Raw genomic sequence first — 24,257 nt, 5'->3', positions numbered from 1 at the left:
GCCGCTGGACTTCGCGTTTCCCGGCGTGTCCGGGACACTCGGCCGGGTCGATCGCGGCGCGAGGCGGGGGCCTGCGGTGGCTCAGTCCGCGACGACGCGCCCGCCCTCCAGCCGCACCTCGCGATCGACCAGCCCCGCGGGGACGTCGACGTGCGACACGAGCACCACCGCCTGATCGCGATGGACGGCCCCCAGCAGATCGGCGAGCAGGGCATCGGATGCCGCGGGGTCGACGCCCGCCGTGGGCTCGTCGAGCACGAGCACGGGGAAGCCGCGCAGCAACGCCCGGGCGAGGGCGAGGCGCTGGGCCTGCCCGCCGGAGACGAGCCCGCCGCGATCGCCCACGCGGGCGTCGAGACCACCGCGCTCCCGGGCCCAATCGGCCAGGCCCACGCGCGACAGCACCACCCACAGGTCGGCGTCGGTGGCGGTGTCGCGGGCGAAGAGGAGGTTCTGCCGGATCGATTCGTCGAACAGGTACGGCGACTGCTCGATCAGACCGATCGTGCGGCGCAGGTCGTCTCCCGAGAGTCCGCGCGCGTCGACGCCGCCGATGCGGAACGATCCCTCGTAGTCGAGGAAGCGCACCAGCACGTGCGCCAGCGTCGTCTTGCCCGCTCCGCTCGGGCCGGTGACGAGCACGCGCTCGCCGGGGCCGACCCGCAGGTCGACGTCTTCCAGCCGTCCGGCGTCTGCGTCGGAGTCCGATCGTGCCGGCCACCGCGCCCCGACACCGTGGAGCTCGATCCCCTCGCCGAGCGCGGGCGCCCGGCCCGTCGGTGCGGGCTCGTCGCGGGGGAGGCCGTCGGGAATGCGCTCGGGCACGGCATCCGCGATCCGCTCTGCGGCGGCGCGCACCTGCCGCCAGGACGCGAGCGCGAGGGGGACAGGTCCGAACACCTCGAACACGGCCATCGGCAGCAGCACGACGACGGCGAGCCCCGGACCCGTCAGGTCGTTCCCGGTCACGGCCGGGGCGGCGCCCAGCAGCGCCGCGAGAGAGGCGACGCCGGCGAGCACCGAGACGGCGCCCGAGGTCAGTCCCTGGGCGCCTCCGCGGCGCACCAGCGCCCGGCGCAGGGCGGCATCGGCGGAGCGGACGCGAGCGCGGGCGGCATCCACCGCTGCGTACGCGGTCAGCACGTCGAGATTCGTGAGCAGGTCGTGCACGGCGTCGGCGACGGCGGTGCGCAGCGGCGCGATCGAACGCTCCGCGCGAGCGCCCGCGGCCCAGCCGACCGCCACCGATACGGCGAACGCCGCGAGCATGCAGACCAGCATCGCGAGCGCGGCGGGCCACGAGACGAACGCCGTGAACACGACGGCGGCCAGCGCGGTGGTCGCCGCCGTCACGAGCGGGAGCACCACGCGCAGCGGGAGGTTCTGAAGCTCCTCGACGTCGTCGACGACGCTTGAGAGCAGCCCGCCGCGGCGAGAGCGCGCGAGGCCGTCGGGGGCCAGCGGCACGAGGTCGCGCACCAGGTCGGCGCGGACCCCCGCGAGCTGATGCAGCGCCGCATCGTGGCCGCTGAGACGTTCGAGGTAACGGAACACCCCGCGCGACAGCGCGAACGCTCGCACCCCGACCACGGCGACCGACAGGTACATCACCAGCGGCTGCTCCGCCGCGCGGGCGATGAGCCACGCGCTCGCCGCGAGCAGAGCCACGGCACTGGCCGCCGTACCGAAGCCGGCGAGCAGCGCCGGGGCGAACCGCCGCCGCGACGGCATCGCCGAGCGCAGGATGCCGCGCACGCGCCCGTTCACGGGTGACTCCTCTCGGGAACGAAGCTCCCGGTCCCTTCGACAGGCTCAGGGACCTCGGTTGCGGGGTCGGGACGGAGGAGGCTGAGCCTGTCGAAGCCTCCGGACCCGCGCCGCAGCTCGACCACGCGGTCCGCGATCGCCCGCGCGGAAAGACGGTGCGACACCAGCAGCACGCCGCGGCCGGCGTCGGCCTCGCGGCGGAGGGTCGTCCACAGGTGCGCCTCGGTCGTGGCATCCAGGGCGCTCGACGGCTCGTCGAGCAGGAGGAGCGGCGCCCCCGTGACGCGGACCCGGTACAGGGCGCGGGCGACGGCGACGCGCTGGGCCTCGCCGCCCGAGAGCCCGGCGCCAGCGGCCCCGAGCACCGTTCCGGGGTCGAGATCCGCCGCCCCCGCGTCGGCCAGCGCCGCGGTGACGCGCCGGGGATCGGGCGCGCAGCCGAGAGCGACGTTGTCGGCGACCGAGCCGGTCACGAGCCCCGGTCGCTGGCCCGCCCAGGCGACCGCGCCGCGCGCGTGCGAAACTGGGGCGCCGTCGATGCGCACCGAGCCGTCGTACTCCGCGAAACCCAGCACCGCCGCGATCAGCGACGACTTGCCGACACCGCTCGGGCCGGTCACCAGCACGATCTCGCCCGGCTCGACCGACAGCGACACCTCCGGCAGCACGTGCCCCTCCCGCCGCACGCGCACGCGGTCGAGCGTGAGGACGGATCCGCGCGCCGGGGTCTCGGCATCCGCGTCGGGGGTCGTGCGGGCAGCGTCCAGGGCGTCGAAGATCTCCTCCGTCGCGGCGACTCCCTCGCTCGCGGCGTGGAACTGCACCCCCACCTGCCGCAGCGGCAGGTACGCCTCCGGCGCGAGCAGGAGAACGAACAGCCCCACCAGCAGCGAGAGGTCGCCGGCGAGCAGGCGGAACCCGATCGTCACGGCGATGATGGCGACCGAGATGGATGCCAGGAACTCCAGCGCGAAGCCCGAGAGGAACGACACACGCAGGACGGTCATCGTCTCGCGCTTGTAGTCGCGCGTCATCGCTTCGATGGAGTCGGCGGCACGGTGCTGGCGACCGAAGGCCTTCAGAGTCCCGAGTCCGTCGACGGTGTCGGCGAAGCGCGCCGCGAGCCGGCCCAGCGTGCGGTACTGCTTCTGCTGCACCCCGCGCGTGGCCAGGCCGATCAGCACCATGAACAGCGGGATGAGCGGGATCGTCAGCACCACGGTCAGACCGGAGAGCGGGTCGGCGAGGGTCATCGCACCGATCAGGATCGGCATCGTGATCGCGGTGGCGACCAGCTGAGGCAGGTAGCGGCCGAAGTACGCGTCGAGCGCCTCGAGACCGTGTCCGGCCGTCACCGCGAGGGCGGCGGTGTTGCGCGCACCGAGCCAGCGCGGTCCGAGCCGCGTCACCGCGGCGATGAGCGCCTCGCGCAGCTGCGCCGACGCCGCCGCCGCCCCGCGGGCCGAGGTGCGCTCGGAGGCGGCGATCAGCAGCCCCCGGAGCGCGGCGAGGGATGCCGCGATGCCCACGTATCCCCAGAGCTCGGCGAGCGGCCGCCCCTCGATCGCCCCCACCAGCGCGTGCGTGAGCGCCCCGGCGAAGCCGACGATCACGCCCGCCTGCGCGAGCACGATCGCCGCGGTGACGACGAAGTAGCCGCGCGAGGCGCTCGCGTACCGCAGGAGGCGGGGGTCGACGGGTTTCATGGGTGGGTCCGGGGATCAGTGCGCGACGAGCGCGGCCTTCTCGATCCGGGCGCGGGTGACGCGCTTGCGGAACACCCAGTACGTCCAGCCCTGGTAGGCCAGGATCAGCGGCAAGAAGATGAGCGCCGCCCAGCTCATGATGGTGAGCGTGTAGTCGGTGCTCGAGGCGTTGTCGATCGTGAGGCTCGCGCCCCCGTCGAGGGTCGAGGGCATCACGTTGGGGAACAGCGCGAAGAACAGCGCGGCCACGGCCGACACGATCGTCACGGCCCCGAGGGCGAACGCGGTTCCCTCGCGGTCGCGGGAGTTGGCGACCCACGAGCCGATGAGGGCGAGTGCGGCGACACCCGACAGCGCCACGACGCCGAGGAACAGGGGCGCCTGCGTGGACCGGGCGACGGTCCACCCCAGGAAGACGGCCGCGAGGGCGATCGTGACCAGACCGGCCCGACCCGCCAGGCGCCGGGCGTCGGCGCGCACCTGGCCGTCGGTCTTGAGAGCGACGAAGTACACGCCGTGCGTGAAGAACAGCAGCAGGGTCGTGAGCCCGCCCAGGATGCCGTAGGGGTTCAGCAGCGTCAGCACGGTGCCGGCGTATTCGTGGTCGGCATCCAGTGGCACGCCCTGCACGATGTTCGCGAAGGCGACGCCCCACAGGAACGCGGGGAGGGCGGACCCTGCCACGATCATGCGGTCGAACGAGCGCTTCCACCGCAGCGAGTCGCGCTGATGGCGGTACTCGAACGACACCCCGCGAGCGATGAGCGCGAGCAGGATCACCAGCAGCGGGAGGTAGAACCCGCTGAAGAGCGTGGCGTACCACTCGGGGAACGAGGCGAACAGCGCCGCGCCGGCGACGATCACCCACGTCTCGTTGAGGTCCCACACGGGCCCGATGGTGTTGATGATCTGGCGGCGGGCGATGTCGTCCTTGCCGAGGAAGGGGATCGACATGCCGACGCCGAAATCGAACCCGTCGAGCACGAAGTAGCCGACGAAGAGGAAGGCGACGATCCAGAACCAGAGGTGTGCGAGGTCCATGATGTTCTCCTGCGTTCTCAGTAGACCGTGGTCGGCGTGTTCTCGACGGAGTCGTCGCGCTCGGCATCCGGGTCGGGCAGGGGGTCGGGGCCCTTCTGCGCGAACTTCACGATGAGACCGAACTCGACGATCGCAAGGCTCAGGTAGACGAGCGTGAAGGCGACGAGCGAGACGAGCACGCTCCACCCCGGGACGCTGGGCGAGACGCCGTCCTGCGTGAGCATGAGACCGAAGACGATCCACGGCTGGCGGCCCATCTCGGTGAACACCCAGCCCACGAGGCTCGCGAGCATGGGCAGCGGAGCCGTCCAGATCGCGATCCGCCACATCCAGCCGGCGACGGGGCGCTTCGCGTTCTTGCGCGTGACCCACAGGCCGACGACGCTGACGAGCGCCGCGATGCCGCCGAGCGCGATCATCCAGCGGAAGGCCCAGTACGTGACCCACAGCACGGGGGCGAAGTTGCCGTCGACCTGGTCGGCGAACTGCGGGAACATCTCCTGGCTGTACAGCGTGTTCAGATCGTTGATCCCCTCGACGCAGCCGTCGAGCGAGTGCGTCGACAGGATGCTGAGCAGGAACGGAACGCGGATCGAGAACAGTTCGCTCGTCCCGTCGGGGGTGCCGAGGGTGAAGATCGAGAACGACGCGTCCTGTCCGCAGACCGTGTTGAACGTCGCCTCGGCGGCGGCCATCTTCATCGGCTGGGTCGCGACCATGACCAGGCTCAGCTGGTCGCCGACGATCGCGACGAGCACGAACGACACCACGGTCGCCCACAGGCCGAACCGCAGGGTCTTGCGCATCATGTCGGTGTTGCGGCCGCGGGCCATGTGCCAGGCCGACACCGCGACCACGACCATGGCGGCGAACATCCAGCCGGCGAAGATCGTGTGCGGGAAGGCGGCGAGGGCGACGGGGTTGGTCAGCAGCGCCCAGAAGTCGACGAGCTCGGCGCGGTGACCCTCGGCCGACATCTGATACCCGACGGGATTCTGCATGAACGCATTCGCCGCGATGATGAAGTAGGCCGACAGTGTCGCGCCGATGGAGGCCATCCAGATGCTCGCGAGGTGGGCGAGACGGGGGAGCTTGTCCCACCCGAAGATCCACAGGCCGATGAACGTCGCCTCGAGGAAGAAGGCGAGAAGGCCCTCGAACGCGAGCGGGGCGCCGAAGACGTCGCCGACGAAGCGGGAGTAGGCCGACCAGTTCATGCCGAACTGGAATTCCTGCACGATGCCGGTCACCACGCCCATGGCGAAGTTGATGAGGAAGATCTTCCCGAAGAAGCGGGTGAGGTGCAGCCATCGCACGTCACCGGTGCGGTACCAGACGGTCTGGAAGACCGCCACGATCAGCGACATCCCCAGCGTAAGCGGAACGAAGAGGAAGTGGTACAGGGTCGTCAACCCGAACTGCCAGCGGGCGAGAGCCAGGGGGTCGAGCCACTCCATCGGGAGCCTCCGATCAAACCGGATTATGTGGTCAGACCACATGCTACGCCGGGCCCTCCCGCGCCGCCCGGCGATGATTCGGCGTCGAACCACCTCGTCGGTCTACGCTGAGACTTACCGGGAAAGTCTTTTCCCTGCGAACCGGTCCGGAGGCCGCATGTCGGTGCGTCAGAGCCTGCTCGCGATCCTCGATCGCGGCGTCTGCTACGGCTCCCAGCTGCGCGCCGAGTACGAGAGGCGCACCGGGGCGAGCGTGAACGTCGGCCAGGTGTACACGACCCTCGAGCGACTCGAGCGCGACGGGCTCGTCGAGGGGGCGGGCGTCGACGACGAGGCGCGGGTGCTGTGGCGGCCCACCGCCGCGGGCCGCGCCGAGGCGCGCGCCTGGCTGACCACCGCCTCCCTCGCAGAGGGCCGCGACGACGTCGCCCTCAAGATCGCGCTCGCCGTGACCCTCCCGGGTGCCGACGTCGATGCCATCCTCTCGGTGCAGCGTGCCGCGGTCCGAGCGGCGTTGGACGCGAGCGACGCAGAGGTCGCCGACGCGGATGCCGTTCCCGCGGCGATCGTTCGAGCGGCCCGGAAGGCGCGGCTCGAGGCCGACCTGCGATGGCTCGACGAGGTCGCCCGCCTCACCGCCGCAGCCGTGCCCTTCGGTCTGTCCGAGGAGCGCCCGCGTCGCGGTCGGCCCGCCCGCTCTACGGTGTAAGGCTCGCGTAGCCCCGGCGGAGGGTTTCGTCAAGGGAGGCACGAGGCATCGGGAGAGCGTGCACGCTGAGAGCACCCCAGATGAGCCAAGGAGTTCTCACATGGTCATGGAAGCACCGCTCAGCCGCCGGGGTCCGCTCATCGGCGCGGCGCGCGCGGCGGCCCCCATCGACACCGTCGTCGCCCCACCGGCGCCTACCGAGATCCCCTGGACGCGAATCGACCTCGACCTCTACGAGGTCGCCCGTGGCGGCTACATCGTCGGATACGTCGAGGTCGTCGGTGCGGTGTTCGTGGCCCTCGGCGGCGCACGGTACGACCGCGCGGTCGAGGTGTCGCAGCACCTCACGTTCCACTCCGCCGTCGACGCCCTCGTGCGTCGCGTGCTCTGAGCCTCGGCGGTCTCTCGCGCTCGCGGCGTCAGGGGGCTAGCGAGTAACCCGCTTCGTCGATCGCGGCGGCGAGGTCGTCGTCGGTGACGTCTTCCGTGCGCGTGATGCGCACCACCGACGTACCGCCCGCTTGCAGGGCGATGTCGACGACGCCGACGCCCACGAGCGAGGAGAGCTCCTCGGTGACGGCGCGCACGCAGTGCTCGCAGGTCATGCCCTCGACGCGCAACTCGTCCGTCGCCGCCGCGGCGGCGGGAGCGGATGCCGCTGCCGCGTGGCCGCAGCCGCAGGCGTCGCCGCAGCCCCCACCGGCGGGGGCGGCGGCCGTGAGGCCGAGCTCGATGCGCTGTTCCGACATGGTGTCCTCCTCAGGAACGGACCAGGCGCGCGATGGCCTGGTTTGCTTCTTTCAACTTCTCTTCGGCGACCGGCCCGCCCTGCGCGGCCGCCTCGGCGACGCAGTGCGAGAGATGATCGTCGAGGAGTGAGAGGGCGACGTTCTCGAGGGCCTTCGTGACCGCCGACACCTGCGTGAGGATGTCGATGCAGTACTGGTCATCGTCGACCATGCGGGCGATGCCGCGCACCTGCCCCTCCGCCCGACGCAGGCGCTTGAGGAGGTCGTCCTTGTTGCCCTCGTATCCGTGCATGCCTCGATGATACCCCCGTGGGGTATGCCTAGCACCGTCTCGTGCGGTGTCAACCCCCTCGGCGCACGGCTCCCATTGGCGGACAGTCGAAGCATCAGGAGGTCGACATGCTTTTTCGTCAGACCGGTGGTGGTCGGCGATGACCACCGAACCTTTCCCCACCGGACCCCACCGCCCCGTGCGCATCCCGCACCTGCCCCCGCTGCGCTCGCAGCGGCGAGAATCGAAGGATGACGCGAACACTGGCAGCGCTCCCGGGCGCCGCCCGGAGGCTGTGCCTCAGCCGACGAAACGGCGAGATCTGCACTCGTGAGGACGGGCACCGGGGCCTTCACCACCGCACCGGTGGGCGTCTGCTCTGGAGCGACCTGCAGGCCGATCCGCCCGAGTGCCCCGGTGCGGGCTCACCGGCCGAACCCGCGCCCGCCCTGCCCGACGGCTTTCCGGGCGGGCGGGCACTGTGTCCCGTGTGCTGGGCGTTCGTCGCCTCGATCGACGGTCGACTCGCTCGGCACGACAGCTGGCGGGGCGATGAGACGCGGGCCGAGGCGGATCGGCGGCGTCAGTGGTTCAACACGTACGGGTGGTAGCTGACGCCGGGTGATGTCGACCTCCCTAATCGGGCGGGGAGGAGGCGAGAAAAAGTCTCGATGAGGCGGAGAGCACGCATGCATTGGGCAGACTCCCCACGGGGTCCCGCGCCGTAGCGCTCCGTCGGGCGGCTGCTCCGGCATCCATCGGACCCTCCATCGCCCGAGGAGACCATGTCCATCCCGTCCGTCACGCCCGAACGACGCCTGTGGAGGGCGATCGCGTGCCTGCTGGCCCTGCTGCTGGTGCTCGGGGCCGCCGCGGCAGGGGCATCCGCGAGTCCGGCGACGGCGGCATCATCGTCGCTGCATTGCACCCCGGGCTACGAGTACGCGGTGACCCTCGGGGGCGAGCTCGTCGAGGTGGCGCCCGACGGTTCGACCCGCTCCCTCGGCACGTGGCCTCAGAGCAACTCGGTCAACGGGCTGGGCGTCACGGTGGGCGGCACGCGGGTGCTGGCACTCGACCGCGCAGGGGGAAACGGGTCGCTGAACGACGTCACCGTCCTCACCTACGACCCGCCGTCCGGCCGCTTCGCACGCACCGCCTACAGGTACAAAGCGAGCCTCAACGGCAACGTCCTCGGCGCCTCGATCGATCTCCCGACCGGCGACCTCTATTTCGGGGGCTTCGAGGCGGCGCCGCATGCGGGAGTGGACGAGTTTCGCTTCCAGCTCTATGTCTATCGAGCGGCGACGAACGGTTTCGCCGCTCTCGGATACGTGTGGACCGGCGTCTCGTCCTCGACGGGGACGGCGAACGGCGACCTCAGTTTCGACAACGACGGAGATCTCTTCATCGTCCGCGGTGGAACCAACGAGACGAACCTGGTCGTCGTCACCGCCTCTGCCCTCGCTACCGCCGCCGCATCGGGTTCGGCGGGCGAGATCCCCTCCCAGCGAGCCACGACCTTTCAGAGCGGCTTGGCGGGGACGAACGGTCTCGATTTCGACAGCGCCGGCTATGCCTATCTCGGGAATCTGACCACGATCGCGAAGTTCGACCCCACCACCTGGGCGAAGAAGTCGACCGTGACGACCAGCCTGTCCAACAGCGTCGACCTCGCGAGCTGTCTCGCGCCGCCCACCCTGACCACCACGACGAGTGTGGATGCCCGCAATGCGCCCGGTGACCAGTTCGGCCTGACGCTCTCGAGCGGGGCGTCGACGGTGCTGCAGACGACGACAACGGGATCCGCCTCCGGCGTGCAGCAGGAGCAGGTGGGCCCGCTCCCGGTCCTCGCGAACGAGACCTACACGGTCGTCGAAACGGCCGCGGGTACTACCGACCTGACCGACTACCGCACCAGCTGGGCGTGTACCTCCAGCATTCCCGGGTCATCTGGCACGGTGCCACTGTCCTCCGGGGCGGGGACGACGGCCACCGCGACCATCCCGTCCACCTCCGGCTCGACTGACGACCGCGGGTCCAAGGTGACCTGCCGCTTCACGAACGTGTTGAAGCCCAAGCTCACGATGGTCAAGGTGTTCGACATCCAGCACGGTGCGCCGGCCGACGCCTCCGCGTGGCAGCTCACGGCCACTCGCGGATCCAGCGCCACGACGTTCACCTCCGGCCAGGCGAAACCGCTCGAGCCCGGTACCTACACGCTCGGAGAGGTCGGCCGACCCGGGTACACGCTGACGGCCACCTTCTGCAAGGATGCCGCGGGCACCAGCGTGGCGCTGGGATCCGGACGCACGGTGGCGCTCGCCGACGGCCAGCGCATGACGTGCACCCTCACGAACGCCGACCAAGCGGGATCGGTGACCTGGCGCAAGACCGACAGCGTGAGCGCAGCGCTGATCGGGGGTGCGGCTTTCACTCTCACGGCCCCCGGTGGGGTCACCACCGTCATCGACGACAACCGGGGTCAGACCGGGTACTCCGGTGCCGACACCGACGCGCGTCCCGGCGTGTTCCGCGTCACGGGTCTGTCCTGGGGCACGTACACGCTGACCGAGAAGTCGCCTCCCGACGGGTACCACCTCGCCACCGCGTCGACCTCGTTCACGATCGGTGCCTCCCGCCTCGACGTCACAATGGCCGACGTCACCGACGAGCGCATCCTGACGTTCGACATCGAGAAGCACTCCTACAGCGACCGCGCACAGGCGGCGCCGGCACTGCTCGACGGCGCGGCGTTCGACCTCCGCGCGGACGATCACGGGCATCCCGGAGCCGCCGTCGCGGGAGTGCTGCGGGCGGGGGCTCAGCCCGGCCGGTTCTCCCTCGTCGACATCGCGCCGGGGTCGTACTGGCTCGTCGAGACGGCGGCACCGAGCGGGTACGCGCCTCTCGTCGCCCCCATCGCCTTCGCCGTGCGTCACGATGCCGCCCACCCCGACGGCGCGATCGACCTCGGCTCCACCAGCGACCCGCTCGTCTCCTACGACACCGCCTCGCGCACGCTGCGCATCTGGGACGCCCGCGTCGTGGCACTGCCGTCGGCGGGAGGCCCGGGCACGATCGCCTTCACGAGCGCCGGGGCCGTCCTGATGGCGTCGGCCGCCCTCTTGTGGGTGCGCGCGCGGCGTCGCCGCGGGGCGGCATCCGCTTCCGAATCCTCTCCTCCGACACCGACATCCATCGATACTCAGAAAGCAGAAGGACTATGACCACCACCCGGTTCTCGCGCCGGCTCCGACTCCTCGCCTCGGCGGGGGTGGCGGCCGCACTCCTGGCCGCGGCCGCACCGGCTCATGCCTCGTCGGCCGATATCGACACCTCCGCCTCGGTCTCGCTGACGATCCACAAGTTCGAGCAGCCCGCGACCGGCACCCTCGGCACGAACGACGGAACGAAGATCGCCAACCCCGGTGGTACCCCGCTCGCGGATGTCGAGTTCACCGTGCAGAAGGTCACCGACGTCGACCTCACGACCGACACGGGCTGGGCGACCGCGAGCGCGCTGACCGTCGCCGACGTGTACGGCTCGACGGCCACGCACACGCTCGGCACGGGTATCGTCCGCACCACCGACAGCGCGGGTGAGATCACGCTGACGTCCCCCGCCGTGGGGATCGGCCTGTACCTCGTGCGCGAGACCGCCCCCGGAACGTCGTCGGTGGTCTCGCCCGCCGTCCCCTTCCTGGTCGCGCTCCCGCAGCCGGCCAACGGCGCGTGGAACTACGACGTGCACGTCTACCCGAAGAACGCGGTCTCGCGCCTCACGAAGACCGTCGACGAGAGCAAAGCGCACGTGATCGGCGACACGCTCCCGTGGACCATCACCAACGACGTCTCCAAGGCGCCGGCGGGCACCTCGATCTCGTCCTACGAGATCAGCGACACGCTCGAGAGTCGTCTCGGCTATTCGAGCACCACCGTCTCGCTCGTCGACGGGTCGACGACCTCGACGCTCGCGACGCCGCGCGACTACACGCTGACGGCGCCCACCGTCGGAACCTCCGGCGATGTCGTCGTCTCGCTCACCGCCTCGGGGCTCGCCACGCTCAACGGCGTGGCGAGCACGGCGAAAGTGATCGTCGAGATCGACACCACCGTGCTCTCGATCGGTGACGGCACCATCAGCAACACGGCCACCGCGTACATCAACGATCCTCAGCACACGCACGGGACCAGCTCCACGCCGACTCCCTCCACGTGGGGTGCCCTGCGCGTCGTCAAGCACGTGACCGGCGACAGCACCAAGACGCTGGCCGGCGCCGTCTTCGACGTCTACGCCGTCGACCCGAGCACCGCGGGCGCGACGGCCGTCGTGACGGGCGCGACCACCGGCGCGAACGGTTCCGTCCAGGTCGCCGGGCTGCGCACGGGAGACTACTGGCTCGTCGAGACCACGGCCCCCACCGGGTATCAGAAGCTCGCTCAGCCGGTGAAGATCACCGTGGCCGTCGGATCGACCACGTCGCCGAACGTCGCCGACATCGCGGACTCGCCCATCCCGCCGTTCACCCTCCCGCTCACCGGTGGATCGACGGGCGCGGCGTTTACCGCGGCTGGAGGCGCACTGGTGGTGCTCGCCCTCGGTGTCGTGCTGGTGCGCCGGGCGCGTCGCCGGGCCTGAGCGGCCCTCGCATGAAGACCGGGAGGGTCTCGGACGCCGGTCGGCGGCCGGGGCCCTCCTCGGTGCCGTCTCGGACGGCGCGCACCCTGCGCACCCGCGCGCGACGCGCCCGCCACGATCTGCTGCTCGCCACAGCCGCCCTCATCGGGGTGGCGGTGATGATGTATCCCCCCACCGCGAGCTGGTTCGACCTCATCCGCACCAACACGGTCGTCGAGGGATACGCCCAGGTGGTCGATGCCGCCGATCGACAGGTCGTGGACCAGTCGCTCTCCGCGGCGCGGGAGTACAACCTCCGCGAGGCCACGGGCCTGCTCATCGACCCCTTCGGCGACGACGCCGGGAAGCCGGGCGTCGACGCCGCCGCCGCGCGCTACCTCTCGCAGCTCTCCCTCGACCCGAACGGCGTGATCGCCCGCGTGCGCATCCCCGCCATCGCCGTGGATCTGCCCGTCTTCCACGGATCGACTCCCGACGTCCTCGACCGCGGGCTCGGTCACCTCTACGGCTCGTCGTTGCCGGTCGGCGGGCCGGGGACGCACGCGGTCCTGACCGGCCACTCGGGCCTCCCCGACGCCACGCTCCTCTCCGACCTCGACAAGCTCCACCCGAGTGACGAGGTCGACGTCGACGTCCTCGGGCGCACCCTGCGGTATCGGGTGACAGATTCCGACGTGGTGCTGCCGACCGACATCTCGCGCCTCGCGGTACAAGACGGTCGCGACCTCGTCTCCCTCGTGACCTGCACGCCCATCGGCATCAACACCCATCGCCTCGTCGTGCACGCGGAGCGCATCGCCGACGAGGACGCTCCGGAGACGGGGGCTCCGGAGCGGACCACCCTGCCTCCGCCCTGGTGGCTCGCCGTCCTCGCCCCGGCGGCGGTGGGCTGGCTCGTGGTCGCGGCGCGCGCGATGCGGTGGGCCCGCCGCGCCCGACGTTCCCGCGCGGGCCGGGGGTCACACCGCGACGACGCGGGTCGCTCGGCCGTCGACGACCTCGACCGTCTCATCCAGGGCACCCGCGTGCGCGAGGTCGTGCGTCACGAGGAGGGTGGCGGTACCGCGGTCGTGCGTGAGCCGTGAGAGCAGCGCCATGATCTCCGCGCCGCGGGCGCTGTCGAGCGCGCTCGTCGGCTCGTCCACCAGCAGCACGCGGGGCTCGTGCACGAGCGCGCGGGCGATCGCGACCCTCTGGCGCTGACCGCCCGACAACTGAGCGGGGCGGCGATCGGCGTGGTCGCCGAGGCCCACGGCATCCAGCAGCCCGTCGACGCGACCCCGCACGGCGGCGCGCCGCTCCCGGCGGCCCCGTCCTCCGAGCTCGGCCATCACGCGCAGCTGCTCGCGCGCGGTGAGGGCGGGCAGAAGCTGCGGCTGCTGGAACACGATGCCGATCCGCTCCCGCCGGAGCGCGGTGCGACCCGCGGCGTCGAGCCGAGTGGCATCCACCCCGTCGACGACGACGCGACCGGAGTCGGGACGGACGAGGGTGGCCGCCAGAGCCAGCAGGCTCGATTTGCCCGACCCCGACGGTCCGGTGATGCCCGTGACGAGGCCGGGGCGGCCCTCGAGCGTGACGCGGTCGACGGCGGTGACGCGGGCGTCGCCGTCGGGGTAGGTGAGGGTGACGTCGTCGAGAAGGATCATCGGGTGCTCCCCAGGGCGGTGAGAGGGTCGGACTTCGTGACGGTGCGCAGTGACACGGCGGCTCCCAGCACGCCCAGGGCGATCATGACGAGCGCCGGGGCGAGGGTCGTGAGGGGGCTCAGCACGAACGGCAGGGCGCCGCCGGCGAGCGCGCCCAGGGCGGCCGTCAAGGCGATGCCGACCCCCACTCCGACGATGAGCACGACGAGGGCCTGGCCCAGGGCGTCGCGCACGAGGGCGGGGGTGCTGGCGCCGAGGGCCTTGAGCACGGCGACGTCTCCGGCTCGTTGCATGGTCCACACGGTGAAGAACGCGCCGACGACCAGCGCCGAGACACCGAACAGCATCGCGATCATGAGACCGAGCGATCCGATCTCGGAGCGGAACGTCGGCAGCGCCGGCAGGCTCGCCAGGGGAGTGGATGCCGTGGTCCCGGTGTCGGTGGCCACCGCGTCCCACGCGGGGTCGCCGGAGACGGCGAGCACGGTCGCCGCGCCCGTCCCGCCCAGGCGTTGGGCGAGCGTCTTCCACGCCGTCGAGGTGAGGGCGACGACGGGGGTGTGGCTGTAGGAGAGGTCGTCGCCGACGGAGGCGACGCGGAAGCCCTCGCCAGCGATCGTCACCTCGCTCCCCACGGACGCGCCCAGGGTCTTCGCCGCGCCCGCGGACAGCGCGGCGTCGGTGTCGGACGAGACGTTCAGCGCGAAGGCGGGGGAGTCGAGACCGAAGAGGGCCACAGCCCCCGACGCGGAGGGGCCCTCGGCGCGGGACTGCAGGATGCCGATCGGCACGACGCCGGTGACACCCGCAGCGTCGCGCCACGCGGCGACGGTGGCGTCGCCGATCGCCGACTCTCCGAAGGTCGCCGCCGCGTCTCCGACCGGCTGCAGCACGAGCCGGTCGCCGGGGAGGGCCAGCACGGCCGAGACGTTCTGGGCGGCGAGGCCGCCGGTCAGGCCCGCGAGGAAACCCACGAGCAGGGTGATGAGGGCGACGACCGCCCCGATGAGGGCGAATCGCCCGCGGGCGAACCGCAGATCGCGCCATGCGACGTACACGTCGCCTCCTTCCGCCGGCGGATCTCACCGGCACCCCTCCAGCGTCGTCACCCGGCCCTCCGCGGTCATCGGCGCAAGGGGCGTTCCTGCTCTCCACCTTTCGGATGATCCGCCGCGGGCCCCGCATCCGTAGCCTGGAGATCGTCATGCCGCACCGCACCCTCGCTCCCGTCTTCGCGGGCCTGCGCGCCGGGCTCCACGTCCTGTTCGGGGCCCTCCTCGCGCTCGTCGTGGTGCGCGTGCTGGTGACCGACGGCTCCGTGACGGCTCTCGTGCTGGCGGGGCTGCTCGGCGGGGTCTACCTCGGCGGGCTGGCGGTCGCCCGCGCACGCCGCCGGGCGGCGGCCGTGGTGTGGGTGGCGGTGCTGACCCTCGTCTGGGCGGCGCTGGTCTGGCTGGTGCCGGAGGCCGCCTACCTCGTCTTCCCGCTGTTCTTCCTCTACCTGCACGTGCTGCCCGGGGCCGCCGGGCCCCTCGTCGTGCTCGGGACGACAGCGCTCACGATCGCCGCCTTCGCGGTGCACGGGGGCCTGACGGTGGGCGGCGTCGTAGGCCCCCTCGTCGGCGCGGGCGTCGCACTGCTCATCGGCCTCGGCTATGCCGCGCTCGACCGGCGGGCCGCCGAGCGCGAGGCGCTCATGGCCGAGCTGCTGGCCACGCGCGACCGTCTCGCGGCCGCCGAGCGCGAGCAGGGCATCCTCGCCGAGCGGGCGCGGCTCGCGCGCGAGATCCACGACACCGTCGCGCAGGGGCTCTCGAGCATCCAGATGCTGCTGCACGCGGCCGAGCGGGCGGATGCCACGAGCCCGGGCCTCGCGCACGTGCGTCTGGCCCGGGAGACCGCCGCCGACGGACTCGCCGAGACCCGGCGCTTCATCCGGGAACTGTCCCCGCCCCGCCTCGACAGCGGTCTCGGCCCCGCACTCGAGCGCCTCGCGCGCGACTGGGGAGCACGCGAGAAGGTCGCGATCGACGTCGAGGTGGACGACGACGCGTCGCTGCCGATGGACGCGCAGACGGCGCTGCTGCGCATCGCCCAGGGAGCCCTCGCCAACGTCGCCCAGCACGCCGGCGCGGCGCGCGTCGGCATCCGTCTCGCCCGGCTCGACGACGCGGTGCGGCTGCGGATCGCCGACGACGGCGTCGGGTTCGATCCCGAGCGGGCGGAGGCGGTCGCCGCCGAGACCGATTCGTTCGGATTGCGGGCCATGCGGGAGCGGGTCGGCCAGCTCGACGGCGCCCTCGAGGTCGACAGCGCGCCGGGGCGGGGCACCGCCATCACGGTGACGCTCCCGGGGGGTGCGTCGTGATCCGCGTCGTCATCGCCGACGACCACCCCGTCGTCCGCGCGGGGGTGCGCGCCCTGCTCGATGCGGAGGCCGACATCGAGGTGGCGGGCGAGGCCGCGACCCCCGACGAGGCGGTCGCCCTGTCCGAGCGTCTCGCGCCGGAGCTCGTGCTGATGGACCTGCAGTTCGGCGACCGTGCCGCCGGTGCCGAGGCGACCAGGCGCGTCCGCGCGCTCGCCGCCCCGCCCTACGTTCTCGTGCTCACGAACTACGACACCGACGGCGACATCCTCGGTGCCGTCGAGGCGGGGGCCAGCGGGTACCTGCTGAAGGATGCGCCTCCCCACGAGCTGCTGGCCGGTGTCCGCGCCGCTGCGGCGGGGCAGAGCGCGCTCGCACCGGCGATCGCGGGTCGACTGCTCGCGCGGATGCGCGAACCCCGCGTCACCCTGTCGGCGCGCGAGATCGAGGTGCTGCATCTCGTCGCCCGCGGCGCGTCGAACGCCGACGTCGCGGCGCTCCTGCACATCACCGACGCGACGGTGAAGTCGCACCTCGCACACGTCTTCTCGAAGCTCGGCGTCACCTCGCGCACCGGCGCCGTCTCCGCGGCGCGGGCCCTCGGCATCCTGCGCTGACGGTTCGGACGCCGAGGCCGACGGCGCAGGCGACGACGTACGATGGGCGTCATGATCCGGGTGCGAGTGGTCGGCGTGGCCCTCGACCCGGCCCAGCAGCACGTCATCCTGCTCTCGCCGTTCGACGCCGAGGCCGACGGTGAGCGCGTGCTCCCGGTGTGGATCGGTCCGCAGGAGGCGATGTCGATCCTCGTCGCGATCGAGGGCACCGCCTCGCCCCGCCCGCTCGCGCACGACCTCATGACGGCGATGTTGGGGGAGTTGTCGGCGACCGTCGACCGGGTCGAGATCACCCATCTCGAGGACGGCACGTTCTACGCCCGCCTCGTGGTCGACACCCCGCGGGGACAGCGCTCCTTCGACGCCCGCCCCTCCGACGCGATCGCCCTGGGAGCCCGTGTCGATGCGCCGATCTGGGTCGCCGACAGCGTCTTCGCCGAGGCGGGAGTGCCCGACGACGCGGTCGAGCTCGACCCGTCGCCCGAGGAGGAGCGGGTGGAGGAGTTCCGCCGGTTCCTCGACGACGTCGACCCCGAGGACTTCCAGGGCTGACGGTCCGCCGCCCCCTCGACGCTCCTAGACTCGCGGAGGGGCCGCGCGCCGCGGCCTCATCACGACGAACGGGGTACGAATGCAACTCGCCATGGTCGGACTCGGACGGATGGGCGCCAACATCGTGCGCCGACTCATGAGGGACGGTCACGATTGCGTCGTCTTCGACGTGAATCAGGATGCCGTGGCGTCCCTCGTCGAGGAGGGGGCGACCGGGGCGACGAGCATCGCCGACCTCGCTTCGAAGCTGCAGAAGCCCCGCGCCGTGTGGCTCATGATCCCCGCCGGACTCACCGGGTCGGTGGTCGACCAGGTCGCCGAGGTGCTCGAGCCGGGCGACATCATCATCGACGGCGGCAACTCGAACTACCGTGACGACGTGCGTCGCGCGAAGAAGCTCGACGACAGCGGCATCCACTACGTCGACGTGGGGACCAGCGGCGGCGTGTTCGGCCTCGAGCGCGGTTACTGCCTGATGGTCGGCGGTCACGACGAAGCCGTCGCGCACCTCGAGCCCGTGCTGCGCACGATCGCGCCGGGACCGGGAGAGGTCGAGCGCACGCCCGGACGCACGGGCGACTACACGACCGAGGAGCGCGGGTACCTGCACTGCGGTCCCTCGGGGGCCGGGCACTTCGTGAAGATGGTGCACAACGGCATCGAGTACGGCATCATGGCCGCGCTCGCCGAGGGGCTCAACGTCTTGAACAACGCCGACGCGGGCCTGCACCAGGGCGAGCACTCGGCCGAGGTCGCCCCGCTGGAGGAGCCCGAGTACTACCAGTTCGACATCGACACGGCGCGGGTGACGGAGCTGTGGCGCCGGGGATCGGTCATCTCGTCATGGCTGCTCGACCTGACCGCGGCGGCTCTCGCGCAGAACCCCACGCTCGACGGACTCGCCGGTCGCGTCTCGGACTCAGGCGAGGGGCGCTGGACCGTCAAGGCCGCCGTGGACACCGGGGTGCCCGTGCCGGTGCTGGCCGCCTCGCTGTTCGAGCGCTTCGCCTCGCGGGGCGAGGACCACTTCGCCAACCAGGTGCTGTCGGCGATGCGTCTGCAGTTCGGCGGTCACCAGGAGCTGCCCGCCGGCGACGTGCTGGAAGCCGGTCAGAAGAAGGCCGAGAGCGGCCGGAGCTGACGGCCCGCGCGCGCGTTCAGCGCGTCAGCAGGATCTGACAGATGAAGAGGCCCCCGCCGTCGTTCCACACCTCGACGGCGGGGGTTTCGCATGCGCCGTCCTCGGCGGTGAGCAGTCGGACTCCAGCGTCGTCGTAGAGCGCGTAGGGGCCCACGGTGCCGCGGACGGCGGCCGAGACGCCCTGCGGGAGCTCGCCCACCGAGGCGAGCGCCTCGCGCAGCGGAGCACCGGCCTCCTCGGTGTAGTACGTCGCCGCGGCGTAGTCGCGGCAGTTGGCCGTCCCCCCTGATCCGAGAGGGAAGCCCGTGCCCAGGCAGTAGCCGCCCGCGGGCATGTCGGGGAGCGTGCCGTGAGCGCTGCGGTACTTCTCGAAGATCTCCTGCCACTGCACGAGCTTCTGGGTGGCCTGCTGATTCGGGGTGGACTGCGTCGAGGTGAGCAGCCAGGCGAGGAATCCGAGAGCCCCGAGGATGACGACCCCGCCGACGATGAGGGCGGTGAGAGCGGCGGGGTGGAGGCGGGCGCGAGACGTGGACGACATGGCGGGCTTTCTCGAGGGGGCGGGACGCGGGCGACGCGATGACGGATCGCGCCAGACTCGCATCCGCGGTGTCGGTCTCCGCGCGCGCTCACCGTCCCTCCCGCGGGGAAGCGTCGAAGGTTCACCCGCGTGCTCGCCCGCCCGGGTCCCCGCGTCGGATCGCCCCGGGCGGGCGGGGGAGACTAGGGGGATGAGCAGTTCGGCATCCACCCCCTCCGACCGTTACGTCGTCGCCACCGACGGCGCCTGCAAGGGCAACCCCGGCCCCGCGGGCTGGGCGTGGGTCGGCGAAGACGGCCACTGGGCCGCGGGCTCGATCCCCTCGGGGACGAACAACATCGGAGAGCTGCTCGGGCTCCTGCACGCGATCACCGACCACGCCGACGTGCGCGAGCTCGTCGTGCAGGCCGACTCGAAGTACGCGATCGACACGTATTCGTCGTGGATGGACGGCCACCGCCGTCGCGGGTGGGTGACGAGCGCCAAGAAGCCGGTGGCCAACCGCGGGATCCTCGAGGCGCTCATCGCCGCTCGCGATGCGCGACGCGAGGCGGGGCTCCCCGACGTCGTGCTCGAGCACGTGCGCGGACACTCCGGCCACGTGCTGAACTCGTGGGCCGACGAACGCGCGGTGCGCGCCTCGCAGCATGCGGCGAAGGGCGAGGAACTCATCTGGACCTCGCTGCGCGGTCTCGATCGCCTCGAGGTGCAGAAGGCACCGCCCCGTTCCGCGGCGGACCGCAACGGCCGCTGAGACCGCCCGGTCAGCCGGCCAGCACCTCGGCCTCCTCCGCCGGGGCGAGTCCGGCGCGACGGGGCCGGTCGATCCCGCGCGCCCGTTCGTCGTCGAGGACGCGTCGCATCGTCTCGGCCAGAGGGCGGCGCCGACCATCGGATGACAGGAACGCGGCGTCGCTGCGACGGGAGAAGCCCCGCGCCTCGGCGGGCAACCAGAGCGGGAGCGACCGCGGGCCCGCCCAGTACTGCACACCGCGGGACAGGAGGGTCTCGTCGTCGAGCGGGACGGTCTCGACGCTCGCACCGGCGGCCTCACGGGCGGCCGCGAAGACCGCGGCGAGCGGGAACTCCTCACCGACGGCGTTGACCGGACCGGTCACCCCTGCCGACCCCGCGCGCACGATCCATTCCGCGAGATCGTCGACGTCGATGCCCTGCGCGTGCCGGCCGCTCGGCTCGGGCACGACCGCCCGGCCTCCCCGCGCGAAACGGGCCGGCCAGTAGCCGAAGCGATCGGTCGGGTCGCCCGGTCCCACGATGAGCCCGGCGCGAGCCCGCAGCGCCCGCTCGCCCACGCGCGCGGTGGTCAGTCGCTCGGCGTGCACCTTGGCATCCGCGTACTGCTCGAGGTCGACGGGCTCGACGAGGTCCGCGGACTCGTCGGCGAACGGCGCGGCGGAGTCCGCGTACACCGACACGCTCGACACGAGCGTCCAGTGCGCCGCCCGGTGGGCGAGGGCGTCGAGACCGGATGCCACGAAGCCGGGGTCCCACGAGAGCTCGACGACCTCGTCCCACTCGCCGTCGAGGTCGGCGTAGGCGTCGGGGTCGTTCCGGTCGGCGCGCACCAGCCGTGCTCCGGCGGGGACGGCTCCCGACTCTCCCCGGGCGAGACAGGTGACATCGGCGCCGGTGGCCAGCGCCGCCGTGGCGATGGCCCGGCCGAGCCAGGCGGTTCCGCCGAGGATGAGGATGCGTCGCATGCGGCCAGCCAAGCAGCCGCCGGCCCGTGCGGCGAGCGGGTTCGCGCTCGGCGGACGCAACCCCTCGCGGGAGCCACCGGCCGTCGGCGGCTGAGTCGGCTCAGTTCGCGCTGTCCGACGGCGCGGGCGTCCCCTGGTGAAACGTCAGGCGCGGGGGCGAGCCCTGCCACACCGACGAACGGCGACTGACGCGCTCCTCGACCGTGAGCAGGTAGTCCAGGAGCACCGTGCCGGGGGCGATGACGCGGCTCGACCGCTCAGCGATCTCGGCCGTCGACGTGCCGGGCTCGGCCCGCAGGGCGGCGACGATGGCCTCCCGCGTGAAGCGGCGCCCCGATTGCCCGATCTCCACGAAGTCGTCGTCCAGCAGTGGCTCGACCCGGGCGGGGTCGTGGCGCACCCGCGGGTCCAGCAGACGCTCCTCGGCCGCCCACGCCGCGGCGACGAGGGTCGCGGCATCCCGGTCTCGTCCGCGGATCTCATACCGGCGCTCGATGCCGACGGTCGCTGCGCCCCACGCGCTCGCCGCGACGCGGCGCTGATGGGCGTCGAACGCGGCCTCATCGACGAAACGCTCCTCGACGCGCCACACGAGGGGGTCGTCGGTGGGGTCGACGTCGAAGGAGACGCAGCCCGGTTCGGCCCGGGTGAGGGCGAGGTGCGCAGGGAGGTGTGCGCGCACCCGCGCGGCTTCGGTCTCGTCGGCGCAGCGGAGCGAGCCCGACAGCGTGACCTCGCGGCCGCGGTGGGGAGTCGAGGCAGACGTCATCCGCTCACGCTACGGGGTCAGGTGGCGGGGGATGCCAGCGACGGGGTCTTCGCGATGGCATCCCTCAGCACCTTCTCGCCCGGGAAGAGGGCGTCGTGGTACACGTCGCCGAAGGCGAAGGGGGCGCGCATGTGCCAGATCGAGACGCCCGTGCACCACGACGACCGCAGCGGGGCCTTCAGGACCGAGCGGTAGAGCAGCGCTTGCACGTCGTGGTTCGGGGCGCCCGTGGGCGGGGTACTGCCCTCCTGCTGGGCGAGACCGTCGACCCGCGGCTGCACGCCGACCTCGGTGATGAGGAAGGGGATGCGCAGCTGCGCGCACACGTCCTCGAGCTTTCCGAGGTGGTCGTCGGTGCGACCGTCGGCTCCGCGCCAGCCGCCGGCGAGCTCGTCGACGGTGATATTCGGCGCGGACGGGGTGTAGACCTTGTCGGTCAGGCGGATCCACGAGTTGATGCCGAACACGTCGAGCAGCTGGGCCATGTGCGGGGTGCCCTGCGGCAGCCAGTACGTGTGCAGCAGATACAGCTCCAGCGTGGTGAAGGCGGCGGTGAGCTTCACCCCGGGCTCGGCCGTTCGCACCGTCTTCACGAGATCGACCCATTTCGCGTACTGCGCCGCGTCCGTCTGGCCCGGCTGCTCGCACGCGAGGGAGAGGTACTCGATCCCGTTGTCGGCGCAGAGGCCCGCGAAATGCACCATCTGCTCGGTCCACCGCGAGAAGAAGCCGTCGACGGATGCCGGGGCGTAGTTCGCGCGATAGAAGCCGTCGCCGTCCTTCTCGGTGGCGATGTGGGGCTTCAGCAGAGTGATGCGGACGCCGCGATCCTTCGCGAGGGCGAACACCTTGCGGATGCGATCGTCGGACACGCGGGTGAACGTCGTCGAGGTGGCATCCGGGATGTAGCAGAGCACGACGAGGGTCGCGTGCGCGCCGAGGAGGGCGATGCGGTCGAGTTCGCGCGCCGTCGCGGAGAGGGGGGTCTTCTCGTCGAGGCTGAGCGAGATGCTCAGGTCGCGCCTGATGTCGCCGACCGTGCCGGCGAATCGGCGCCGCCGACGGTCGTCGTCCCGGCGCACCTCGATCGTGAAGGCGTACGGGCCCTGGGTCGTCGGTCGTCCGGCGAGGGTCGCACCGACGATCGCGAGGCCCGCGGGGAGTTCACCGTCGACGAGCGCCAGCGTCGCGTCGTCGGCTTTCGACAGCGGGCGGCGGACGGTGTCCCACACGTGGAGGTCGAGGTCGGCGGGCGTGCTCGCGCTCGGAGAGGGGGATGCGCCGGAGGCGCTGTTCGACGCAGACATGACGGGCTCTGCCGGAGCGCCGTTGGTGATGACCGTTGCCGCCGCGGCGCTGGCGGCGCCCAGGGCCACCACTCCGAGACCGCCCAGGAGAAGGCCGCGTCGTGAGACGTCCATGTCGGCCCCTTCCCGATGCGATGCCGTGAGATGCGCGATGCCGTGTGATGCGCGGTGTCGACGTCGACCGGTGAGGGCCTCGGGGCCCGCCGTCCCAGGCTAGGGCGCGCGGCGGGCGGCGCGACGCCTCAGCGCCGGAATCCGCAACGATTCTGGGTCTTCTCCCGGGCGGACGGCGCCCGGATCACGCCGGTTACGCTGGAAGACCCGTCACTTGAGGAGTCACCGTGTCATCCGACGAGCGCGCCCGGCGCATCCGCATCCTCCGCACCGCATCGCTCGCCGTCGCGGGTGTCGGAGCGTCGATCGCGATGGCGGTCCTGGGGTCGTGGTGGGCGCCGCTCATCCTGCTCCTCGCCACGGCCGGCGCCGTCCTGGTGATCTGGAAGTCCGACAGCGCGCTCGCCGCCCCTCGCGCCGTCATCCCCGTGCTGGTCGTCGTCAGTGCTCTCACCGTGGCGGGTCTCCTCGGCATCGCCGGTGTGCTGCCGACGGGATGGGCGTGGGCGGCGCTGGGCGCGTACGCGGTGGCCTGGGGCGAATACCTGCTGTCGCAGACGGTCGCCCGCTCGCGCGGCGTCACGGCCTGGCGCTGACCGGCGCCGGCCGCTCCAGACAGATGAGGTCGGGGCGGTCGTCCCACGAGGCGACGACCGTGAAGCCCCGCCGTCGGTAGAGGCGGACGGCGTCATCCCGCCAGCGCCAGACCGAGAGGCGCACGGGTGTGACGGCATCCGCGAGGGCCGTGTCGAGCAGGGCGGACCCGACTCCTCGACCCCGTGCCGGCGGCGTGGTCCACAATCGCGAGAGCTCCACGACGACGGGCGAGATGCGCACGACGACGATGCCGCAGTCGACGTCGTCGACCGTGGCGACGAGCACGCGATTCCCCGCGAAGGCCGCCGCGGGGTCGTCGATCTCACGGGCGTAGCGAGCGGCCAGCGCCGCCCCCGGCGTCGCGAGCCCGCGCTCGGCCTTCTCCGACTCCGTCCGGCGCAGGTAATCGCCGAGCAGTCCCGAGACCGCGGCGGCGTCTCGGGGGAAGACGGCGGTCCGAACGACGGTCATTCCTCCACCGTACGACTGCTTCCGAGACGACGAATGGACCCGGATGCCGAGGGGGCGGCATCCGGGTC

24 protein-coding genes and 1 pseudogene are annotated in these 24,257 nt (G+C 72.0%); 12 read left to right on the top strand and 13 right to left on the bottom strand.

Annotated features, from left to right (window positions below):
• Positions 1-81: 81 nt before the first annotated feature.
• Genes cydC through AB0N82_RS08155 form a run of 4 tightly spaced genes read right to left on the bottom strand, consistent with a single transcriptional unit; the run spans position 82 to position 5,971 of the window.
• The gene (gene cydC, locus AB0N82_RS08170) at positions 82-1,767 is read right to left on the bottom strand and encodes a thiol reductant ABC exporter subunit CydC (RefSeq protein WP_363390230.1); all 1,686 of its coding nucleotides are present in this window, start codon (positions 1,765-1,767) and stop codon (positions 82-84) included.
• Positions 1,764-3,473 carry a thiol reductant ABC exporter subunit CydD gene (gene cydD / locus AB0N82_RS08165; protein WP_363390227.1) on the bottom strand — a complete coding sequence of 570 codons (1,710 nt, stop codon included), beginning with the start codon at positions 3,471-3,473 and terminating at the stop codon, positions 1,764-1,766. The genes cydC and cydD overlap by 4 nt, the downstream gene beginning before the upstream one ends.
• 15 nt (positions 3,474-3,488) lie before the next feature.
• Positions 3,489-4,514 carry a cytochrome d ubiquinol oxidase subunit II gene (gene cydB, locus AB0N82_RS08160; RefSeq protein ID WP_315994979.1) on the bottom strand — a complete coding sequence of 342 codons (1,026 nt, stop codon included), beginning with the start codon at positions 4,512-4,514 and terminating at the stop codon, positions 3,489-3,491.
• Positions 4,515-4,531: 17 nt separating this feature from the next.
• Positions 4,532-5,971: a cytochrome ubiquinol oxidase subunit I gene (locus AB0N82_RS08155; protein ID WP_315994978.1), complete on the bottom strand. Its 1,440-nt coding sequence runs from the start codon at positions 5,969-5,971 to the stop codon at positions 4,532-4,534.
• Positions 5,972-6,128: 157 nt separating this feature from the next.
• On the opposite strand from AB0N82_RS08155, the gene AB0N82_RS08150 reads away from it, so the two are divergent.
• Both AB0N82_RS08150 and AB0N82_RS08145 read left to right on the top strand, forming a co-directional pair.
• A complete protein-coding gene (locus AB0N82_RS08150) occupies positions 6,129-6,680 on the top strand; it encodes a helix-turn-helix transcriptional regulator (protein WP_315994977.1) in 552 nt (183 codons plus the stop codon).
• A gap of 100 nt (positions 6,681-6,780) precedes the next feature.
• Positions 6,781-7,071 (top strand): hypothetical protein, encoded by a 291-nt coding sequence (locus tag AB0N82_RS08145; RefSeq protein WP_363390222.1) that lies wholly within the window; start codon positions 6,781-6,783, stop codon positions 7,069-7,071.
• A gap of 28 nt (positions 7,072-7,099) precedes the next feature.
• On the opposite strand, the gene AB0N82_RS08140 is transcribed toward AB0N82_RS08145, so the two are convergent.
• Entirely contained in the window at positions 7,100-7,429 is a 330-nt protein-coding gene (locus AB0N82_RS08140; protein ID WP_363390219.1) for a heavy-metal-associated domain-containing protein, read from the bottom strand.
• A 10-nt stretch (positions 7,430-7,439) separates the two neighbouring features.
• A complete protein-coding gene (locus AB0N82_RS08135; protein WP_055956168.1) occupies positions 7,440-7,721 on the bottom strand; it encodes a metal-sensitive transcriptional regulator in 282 nt (93 codons plus the stop codon).
• Positions 7,722-7,951: 230 nt separating this feature from the next.
• Between AB0N82_RS08135 and AB0N82_RS08130 the strand changes: the two genes are divergently transcribed.
• From AB0N82_RS08130 to AB0N82_RS08115, 4 genes and pseudogenes are all read left to right on the top strand, one after another.
• Positions 7,952-8,311, top strand: a complete 360-nt coding sequence (locus tag AB0N82_RS08130) for a hypothetical protein (RefSeq protein ID WP_363390215.1) — start codon at positions 7,952-7,954, stop codon at positions 8,309-8,311.
• A gap of 174 nt (positions 8,312-8,485) precedes the next feature.
• Complete coding sequence (locus AB0N82_RS08125; protein WP_363390212.1) at positions 8,486-10,930, top strand: SpaA isopeptide-forming pilin-related protein; 2,445 nt, start codon at positions 8,486-8,488, stop codon at positions 10,928-10,930.
• On the top strand, positions 10,927-12,342 hold the full coding sequence (locus AB0N82_RS08120) for a SpaH/EbpB family LPXTG-anchored major pilin (RefSeq protein WP_363390210.1): 1,416 nt from the start codon (positions 10,927-10,929) through the stop codon (positions 12,340-12,342). Before AB0N82_RS08125 ends, AB0N82_RS08120 begins: the two co-directional genes overlap by 4 nt.
• A gap of 11 nt (positions 12,343-12,353) precedes the next feature.
• Positions 12,354-13,130, top strand: a pseudogene (locus AB0N82_RS08115) (class C sortase); the annotation flags it as partial.
• A 171-nt stretch (positions 13,131-13,301) separates the two neighbouring features.
• Here AB0N82_RS08115 and AB0N82_RS08110 read toward each other — a convergent pair.
• Together AB0N82_RS08110 and AB0N82_RS08105 are read right to left on the bottom strand one after the other, a co-directional pair.
• Positions 13,302-13,991 carry an ABC transporter ATP-binding protein gene (locus AB0N82_RS08110; protein ID WP_363390207.1) on the bottom strand — a complete coding sequence of 230 codons (690 nt, stop codon included), beginning with the start codon at positions 13,989-13,991 and terminating at the stop codon, positions 13,302-13,304.
• Positions 13,988-15,049, bottom strand: coding sequence for an ABC transporter permease (locus AB0N82_RS08105; RefSeq protein ID WP_363390205.1), 1,062 nt, complete (start codon positions 15,047-15,049; stop codon positions 13,988-13,990). The genes AB0N82_RS08110 and AB0N82_RS08105 overlap by 4 nt, the downstream gene beginning before the upstream one ends.
• A 146-nt stretch (positions 15,050-15,195) precedes the next feature.
• Here AB0N82_RS08105 and AB0N82_RS08100 point away from each other — a divergent pair, with 146 nt between their 5' ends.
• From AB0N82_RS08100 to gnd, 4 genes are all read left to right on the top strand, one after another.
• A complete protein-coding gene (locus AB0N82_RS08100) occupies positions 15,196-16,359 on the top strand; it encodes a sensor histidine kinase (RefSeq protein WP_363390202.1) in 1,164 nt (387 codons plus the stop codon).
• A complete protein-coding gene (locus tag AB0N82_RS08095) occupies positions 16,356-16,976 on the top strand; it encodes a response regulator transcription factor (RefSeq protein ID WP_363390199.1) in 621 nt (206 codons plus the stop codon). The genes AB0N82_RS08100 and AB0N82_RS08095 overlap by 4 nt, the downstream gene beginning before the upstream one ends.
• Before the next feature lie 51 nt (positions 16,977-17,027).
• Positions 17,028-17,528 carry a bifunctional nuclease family protein gene (locus AB0N82_RS08090; RefSeq protein WP_363390196.1) on the top strand — a complete coding sequence of 167 codons (501 nt, stop codon included), beginning with the start codon at positions 17,028-17,030 and terminating at the stop codon, positions 17,526-17,528.
• A gap of 79 nt (positions 17,529-17,607) precedes the next feature.
• Entirely contained in the window at positions 17,608-18,669 is a 1,062-nt protein-coding gene (gene gnd, locus AB0N82_RS08085) for a phosphogluconate dehydrogenase (NAD(+)-dependent, decarboxylating) (RefSeq protein WP_315994965.1), read from the top strand.
• Between the two features lie 16 nt (positions 18,670-18,685).
• On the opposite strand, the gene AB0N82_RS08080 is transcribed toward gnd, so the two are convergent.
• On the bottom strand, positions 18,686-19,210 hold the full coding sequence (locus tag AB0N82_RS08080; RefSeq protein ID WP_315994964.1) for a hypothetical protein: 525 nt from the start codon (positions 19,208-19,210) through the stop codon (positions 18,686-18,688).
• A 190-nt stretch (positions 19,211-19,400) separates the two neighbouring features.
• Here AB0N82_RS08080 and AB0N82_RS08075 point away from each other — a divergent pair, with 190 nt between their 5' ends.
• A complete protein-coding gene (locus tag AB0N82_RS08075) occupies positions 19,401-19,964 on the top strand; it encodes a ribonuclease H (protein WP_136586766.1) in 564 nt (187 codons plus the stop codon).
• Between the two features lie 10 nt (positions 19,965-19,974).
• Here AB0N82_RS08075 and AB0N82_RS08070 read toward each other — a convergent pair whose 3' ends face one another.
• From AB0N82_RS08070 to AB0N82_RS08060, 3 genes are all read right to left on the bottom strand, one after another.
• The gene (locus AB0N82_RS08070; RefSeq protein ID WP_363390191.1) at positions 19,975-20,931 is read right to left on the bottom strand and encodes an NAD-dependent epimerase/dehydratase family protein; all 957 of its coding nucleotides are present in this window, start codon (positions 20,929-20,931) and stop codon (positions 19,975-19,977) included.
• A gap of 100 nt (positions 20,932-21,031) precedes the next feature.
• Positions 21,032-21,700 (bottom strand): DUF4440 domain-containing protein, encoded by a 669-nt coding sequence (locus tag AB0N82_RS08065; RefSeq protein WP_363390188.1) that lies wholly within the window; start codon positions 21,698-21,700, stop codon positions 21,032-21,034.
• Between the two features lie 17 nt (positions 21,701-21,717).
• Positions 21,718-23,121 (bottom strand): hypothetical protein, encoded by a 1,404-nt coding sequence (locus AB0N82_RS08060; protein ID WP_363390185.1) that lies wholly within the window; start codon positions 23,119-23,121, stop codon positions 21,718-21,720.
• A 227-nt stretch (positions 23,122-23,348) separates the two neighbouring features.
• On the opposite strand from AB0N82_RS08060, the gene AB0N82_RS08055 reads away from it, so the two are divergent.
• Positions 23,349-23,717: a hypothetical protein gene (locus AB0N82_RS08055; protein WP_315994959.1), complete on the top strand. Its 369-nt coding sequence runs from the start codon at positions 23,349-23,351 to the stop codon at positions 23,715-23,717.
• On the opposite strand, the gene AB0N82_RS08050 is transcribed toward AB0N82_RS08055, so the two are convergent.
• On the bottom strand, positions 23,701-24,189 hold the full coding sequence (locus tag AB0N82_RS08050; protein ID WP_363390182.1) for a GNAT family N-acetyltransferase: 489 nt from the start codon (positions 24,187-24,189) through the stop codon (positions 23,701-23,703). The genes AB0N82_RS08055 and AB0N82_RS08050 overlap by 17 nt on opposite strands.
• Positions 24,190-24,257: the final 68 nt, after the last annotated feature.

The sequence above is a fragment of the Microbacterium sp. NPDC089186 genome (assembly GCF_040685115.1).
Lineage (GTDB): Bacteria > Actinomycetota > Actinomycetes > Actinomycetales > Microbacteriaceae > Microbacterium > Microbacterium galbum.
The sequence above is the reverse complement of the archived record's forward strand: the minus strand, read 5'-3'. Positions and strand labels throughout refer to the sequence as shown.

What these genes read in the sequence shown, in the direction of transcription:
- AB0N82_RS08140 (WP_363390219.1), bottom strand. Translation starts at nt 7,429, where the DNA reads ATGTCGGAACAGCGCATCGAGCTCGGCCTCACGGCCGCCGCCCCCGCC.
- AB0N82_RS08065 (WP_363390188.1), bottom strand. Translation starts at nt 21,700, where the DNA reads ATGACGTCTGCCTCGACTCCCCACCGCGGCCGCGAGGTCACGCTGTCG.
- AB0N82_RS08090 (WP_363390196.1), top strand. Translation starts at nt 17,028, where the DNA reads ATGATCCGGGTGCGAGTGGTCGGCGTGGCCCTCGACCCGGCCCAGCAG.
- gnd (WP_315994965.1), top strand. Translation starts at nt 17,608, where the DNA reads ATGCAACTCGCCATGGTCGGACTCGGACGGATGGGCGCCAACATCGTG.
- cydD (WP_363390227.1), bottom strand. Translation starts at nt 3,473, where the DNA reads ATGAAACCCGTCGACCCCCGCCTCCTGCGGTACGCGAGCGCCTCGCGC.
- AB0N82_RS08150 (WP_315994977.1), top strand. Translation starts at nt 6,129, where the DNA reads ATGTCGGTGCGTCAGAGCCTGCTCGCGATCCTCGATCGCGGCGTCTGC.
- AB0N82_RS08100 (WP_363390202.1), top strand. Translation starts at nt 15,196, where the DNA reads ATGCCGCACCGCACCCTCGCTCCCGTCTTCGCGGGCCTGCGCGCCGGG.
- AB0N82_RS08075 (WP_136586766.1), top strand. Translation starts at nt 19,401, where the DNA reads ATGAGCAGTTCGGCATCCACCCCCTCCGACCGTTACGTCGTCGCCACC.
- AB0N82_RS08145 (WP_363390222.1), top strand. Translation starts at nt 6,781, where the DNA reads ATGGTCATGGAAGCACCGCTCAGCCGCCGGGGTCCGCTCATCGGCGCG.
- AB0N82_RS08155 (WP_315994978.1), bottom strand. Translation starts at nt 5,971, where the DNA reads ATGGAGTGGCTCGACCCCCTGGCTCTCGCCCGCTGGCAGTTCGGGTTG.
- AB0N82_RS08125 (WP_363390212.1), top strand. Translation starts at nt 8,486, where the DNA reads ATGTCCATCCCGTCCGTCACGCCCGAACGACGCCTGTGGAGGGCGATC.
- AB0N82_RS08080 (WP_315994964.1), bottom strand. Translation starts at nt 19,210, where the DNA reads ATGTCGTCCACGTCTCGCGCCCGCCTCCACCCCGCCGCTCTCACCGCC.
- AB0N82_RS08130 (WP_363390215.1), top strand. Translation starts at nt 7,952, where the DNA reads ATGACGCGAACACTGGCAGCGCTCCCGGGCGCCGCCCGGAGGCTGTGC.
- AB0N82_RS08120 (WP_363390210.1), top strand. Translation starts at nt 10,927, where the DNA reads ATGACCACCACCCGGTTCTCGCGCCGGCTCCGACTCCTCGCCTCGGCG.
- AB0N82_RS08110 (WP_363390207.1), bottom strand. Translation starts at nt 13,991, where the DNA reads ATGATCCTTCTCGACGACGTCACCCTCACCTACCCCGACGGCGACGCC.
- cydB (WP_315994979.1), bottom strand. Translation starts at nt 4,514, where the DNA reads ATGGACCTCGCACACCTCTGGTTCTGGATCGTCGCCTTCCTCTTCGTC.
- AB0N82_RS08135 (WP_055956168.1), bottom strand. Translation starts at nt 7,721, where the DNA reads ATGCACGGATACGAGGGCAACAAGGACGACCTCCTCAAGCGCCTGCGT.
- AB0N82_RS08060 (WP_363390185.1), bottom strand. Translation starts at nt 23,121, where the DNA reads ATGGACGTCTCACGACGCGGCCTTCTCCTGGGCGGTCTCGGAGTGGTG.
- AB0N82_RS08070 (WP_363390191.1), bottom strand. Translation starts at nt 20,931, where the DNA reads ATGCGACGCATCCTCATCCTCGGCGGAACCGCCTGGCTCGGCCGGGCC.
- AB0N82_RS08050 (WP_363390182.1), bottom strand. Translation starts at nt 24,189, where the DNA reads ATGACCGTCGTTCGGACCGCCGTCTTCCCCCGAGACGCCGCCGCGGTC.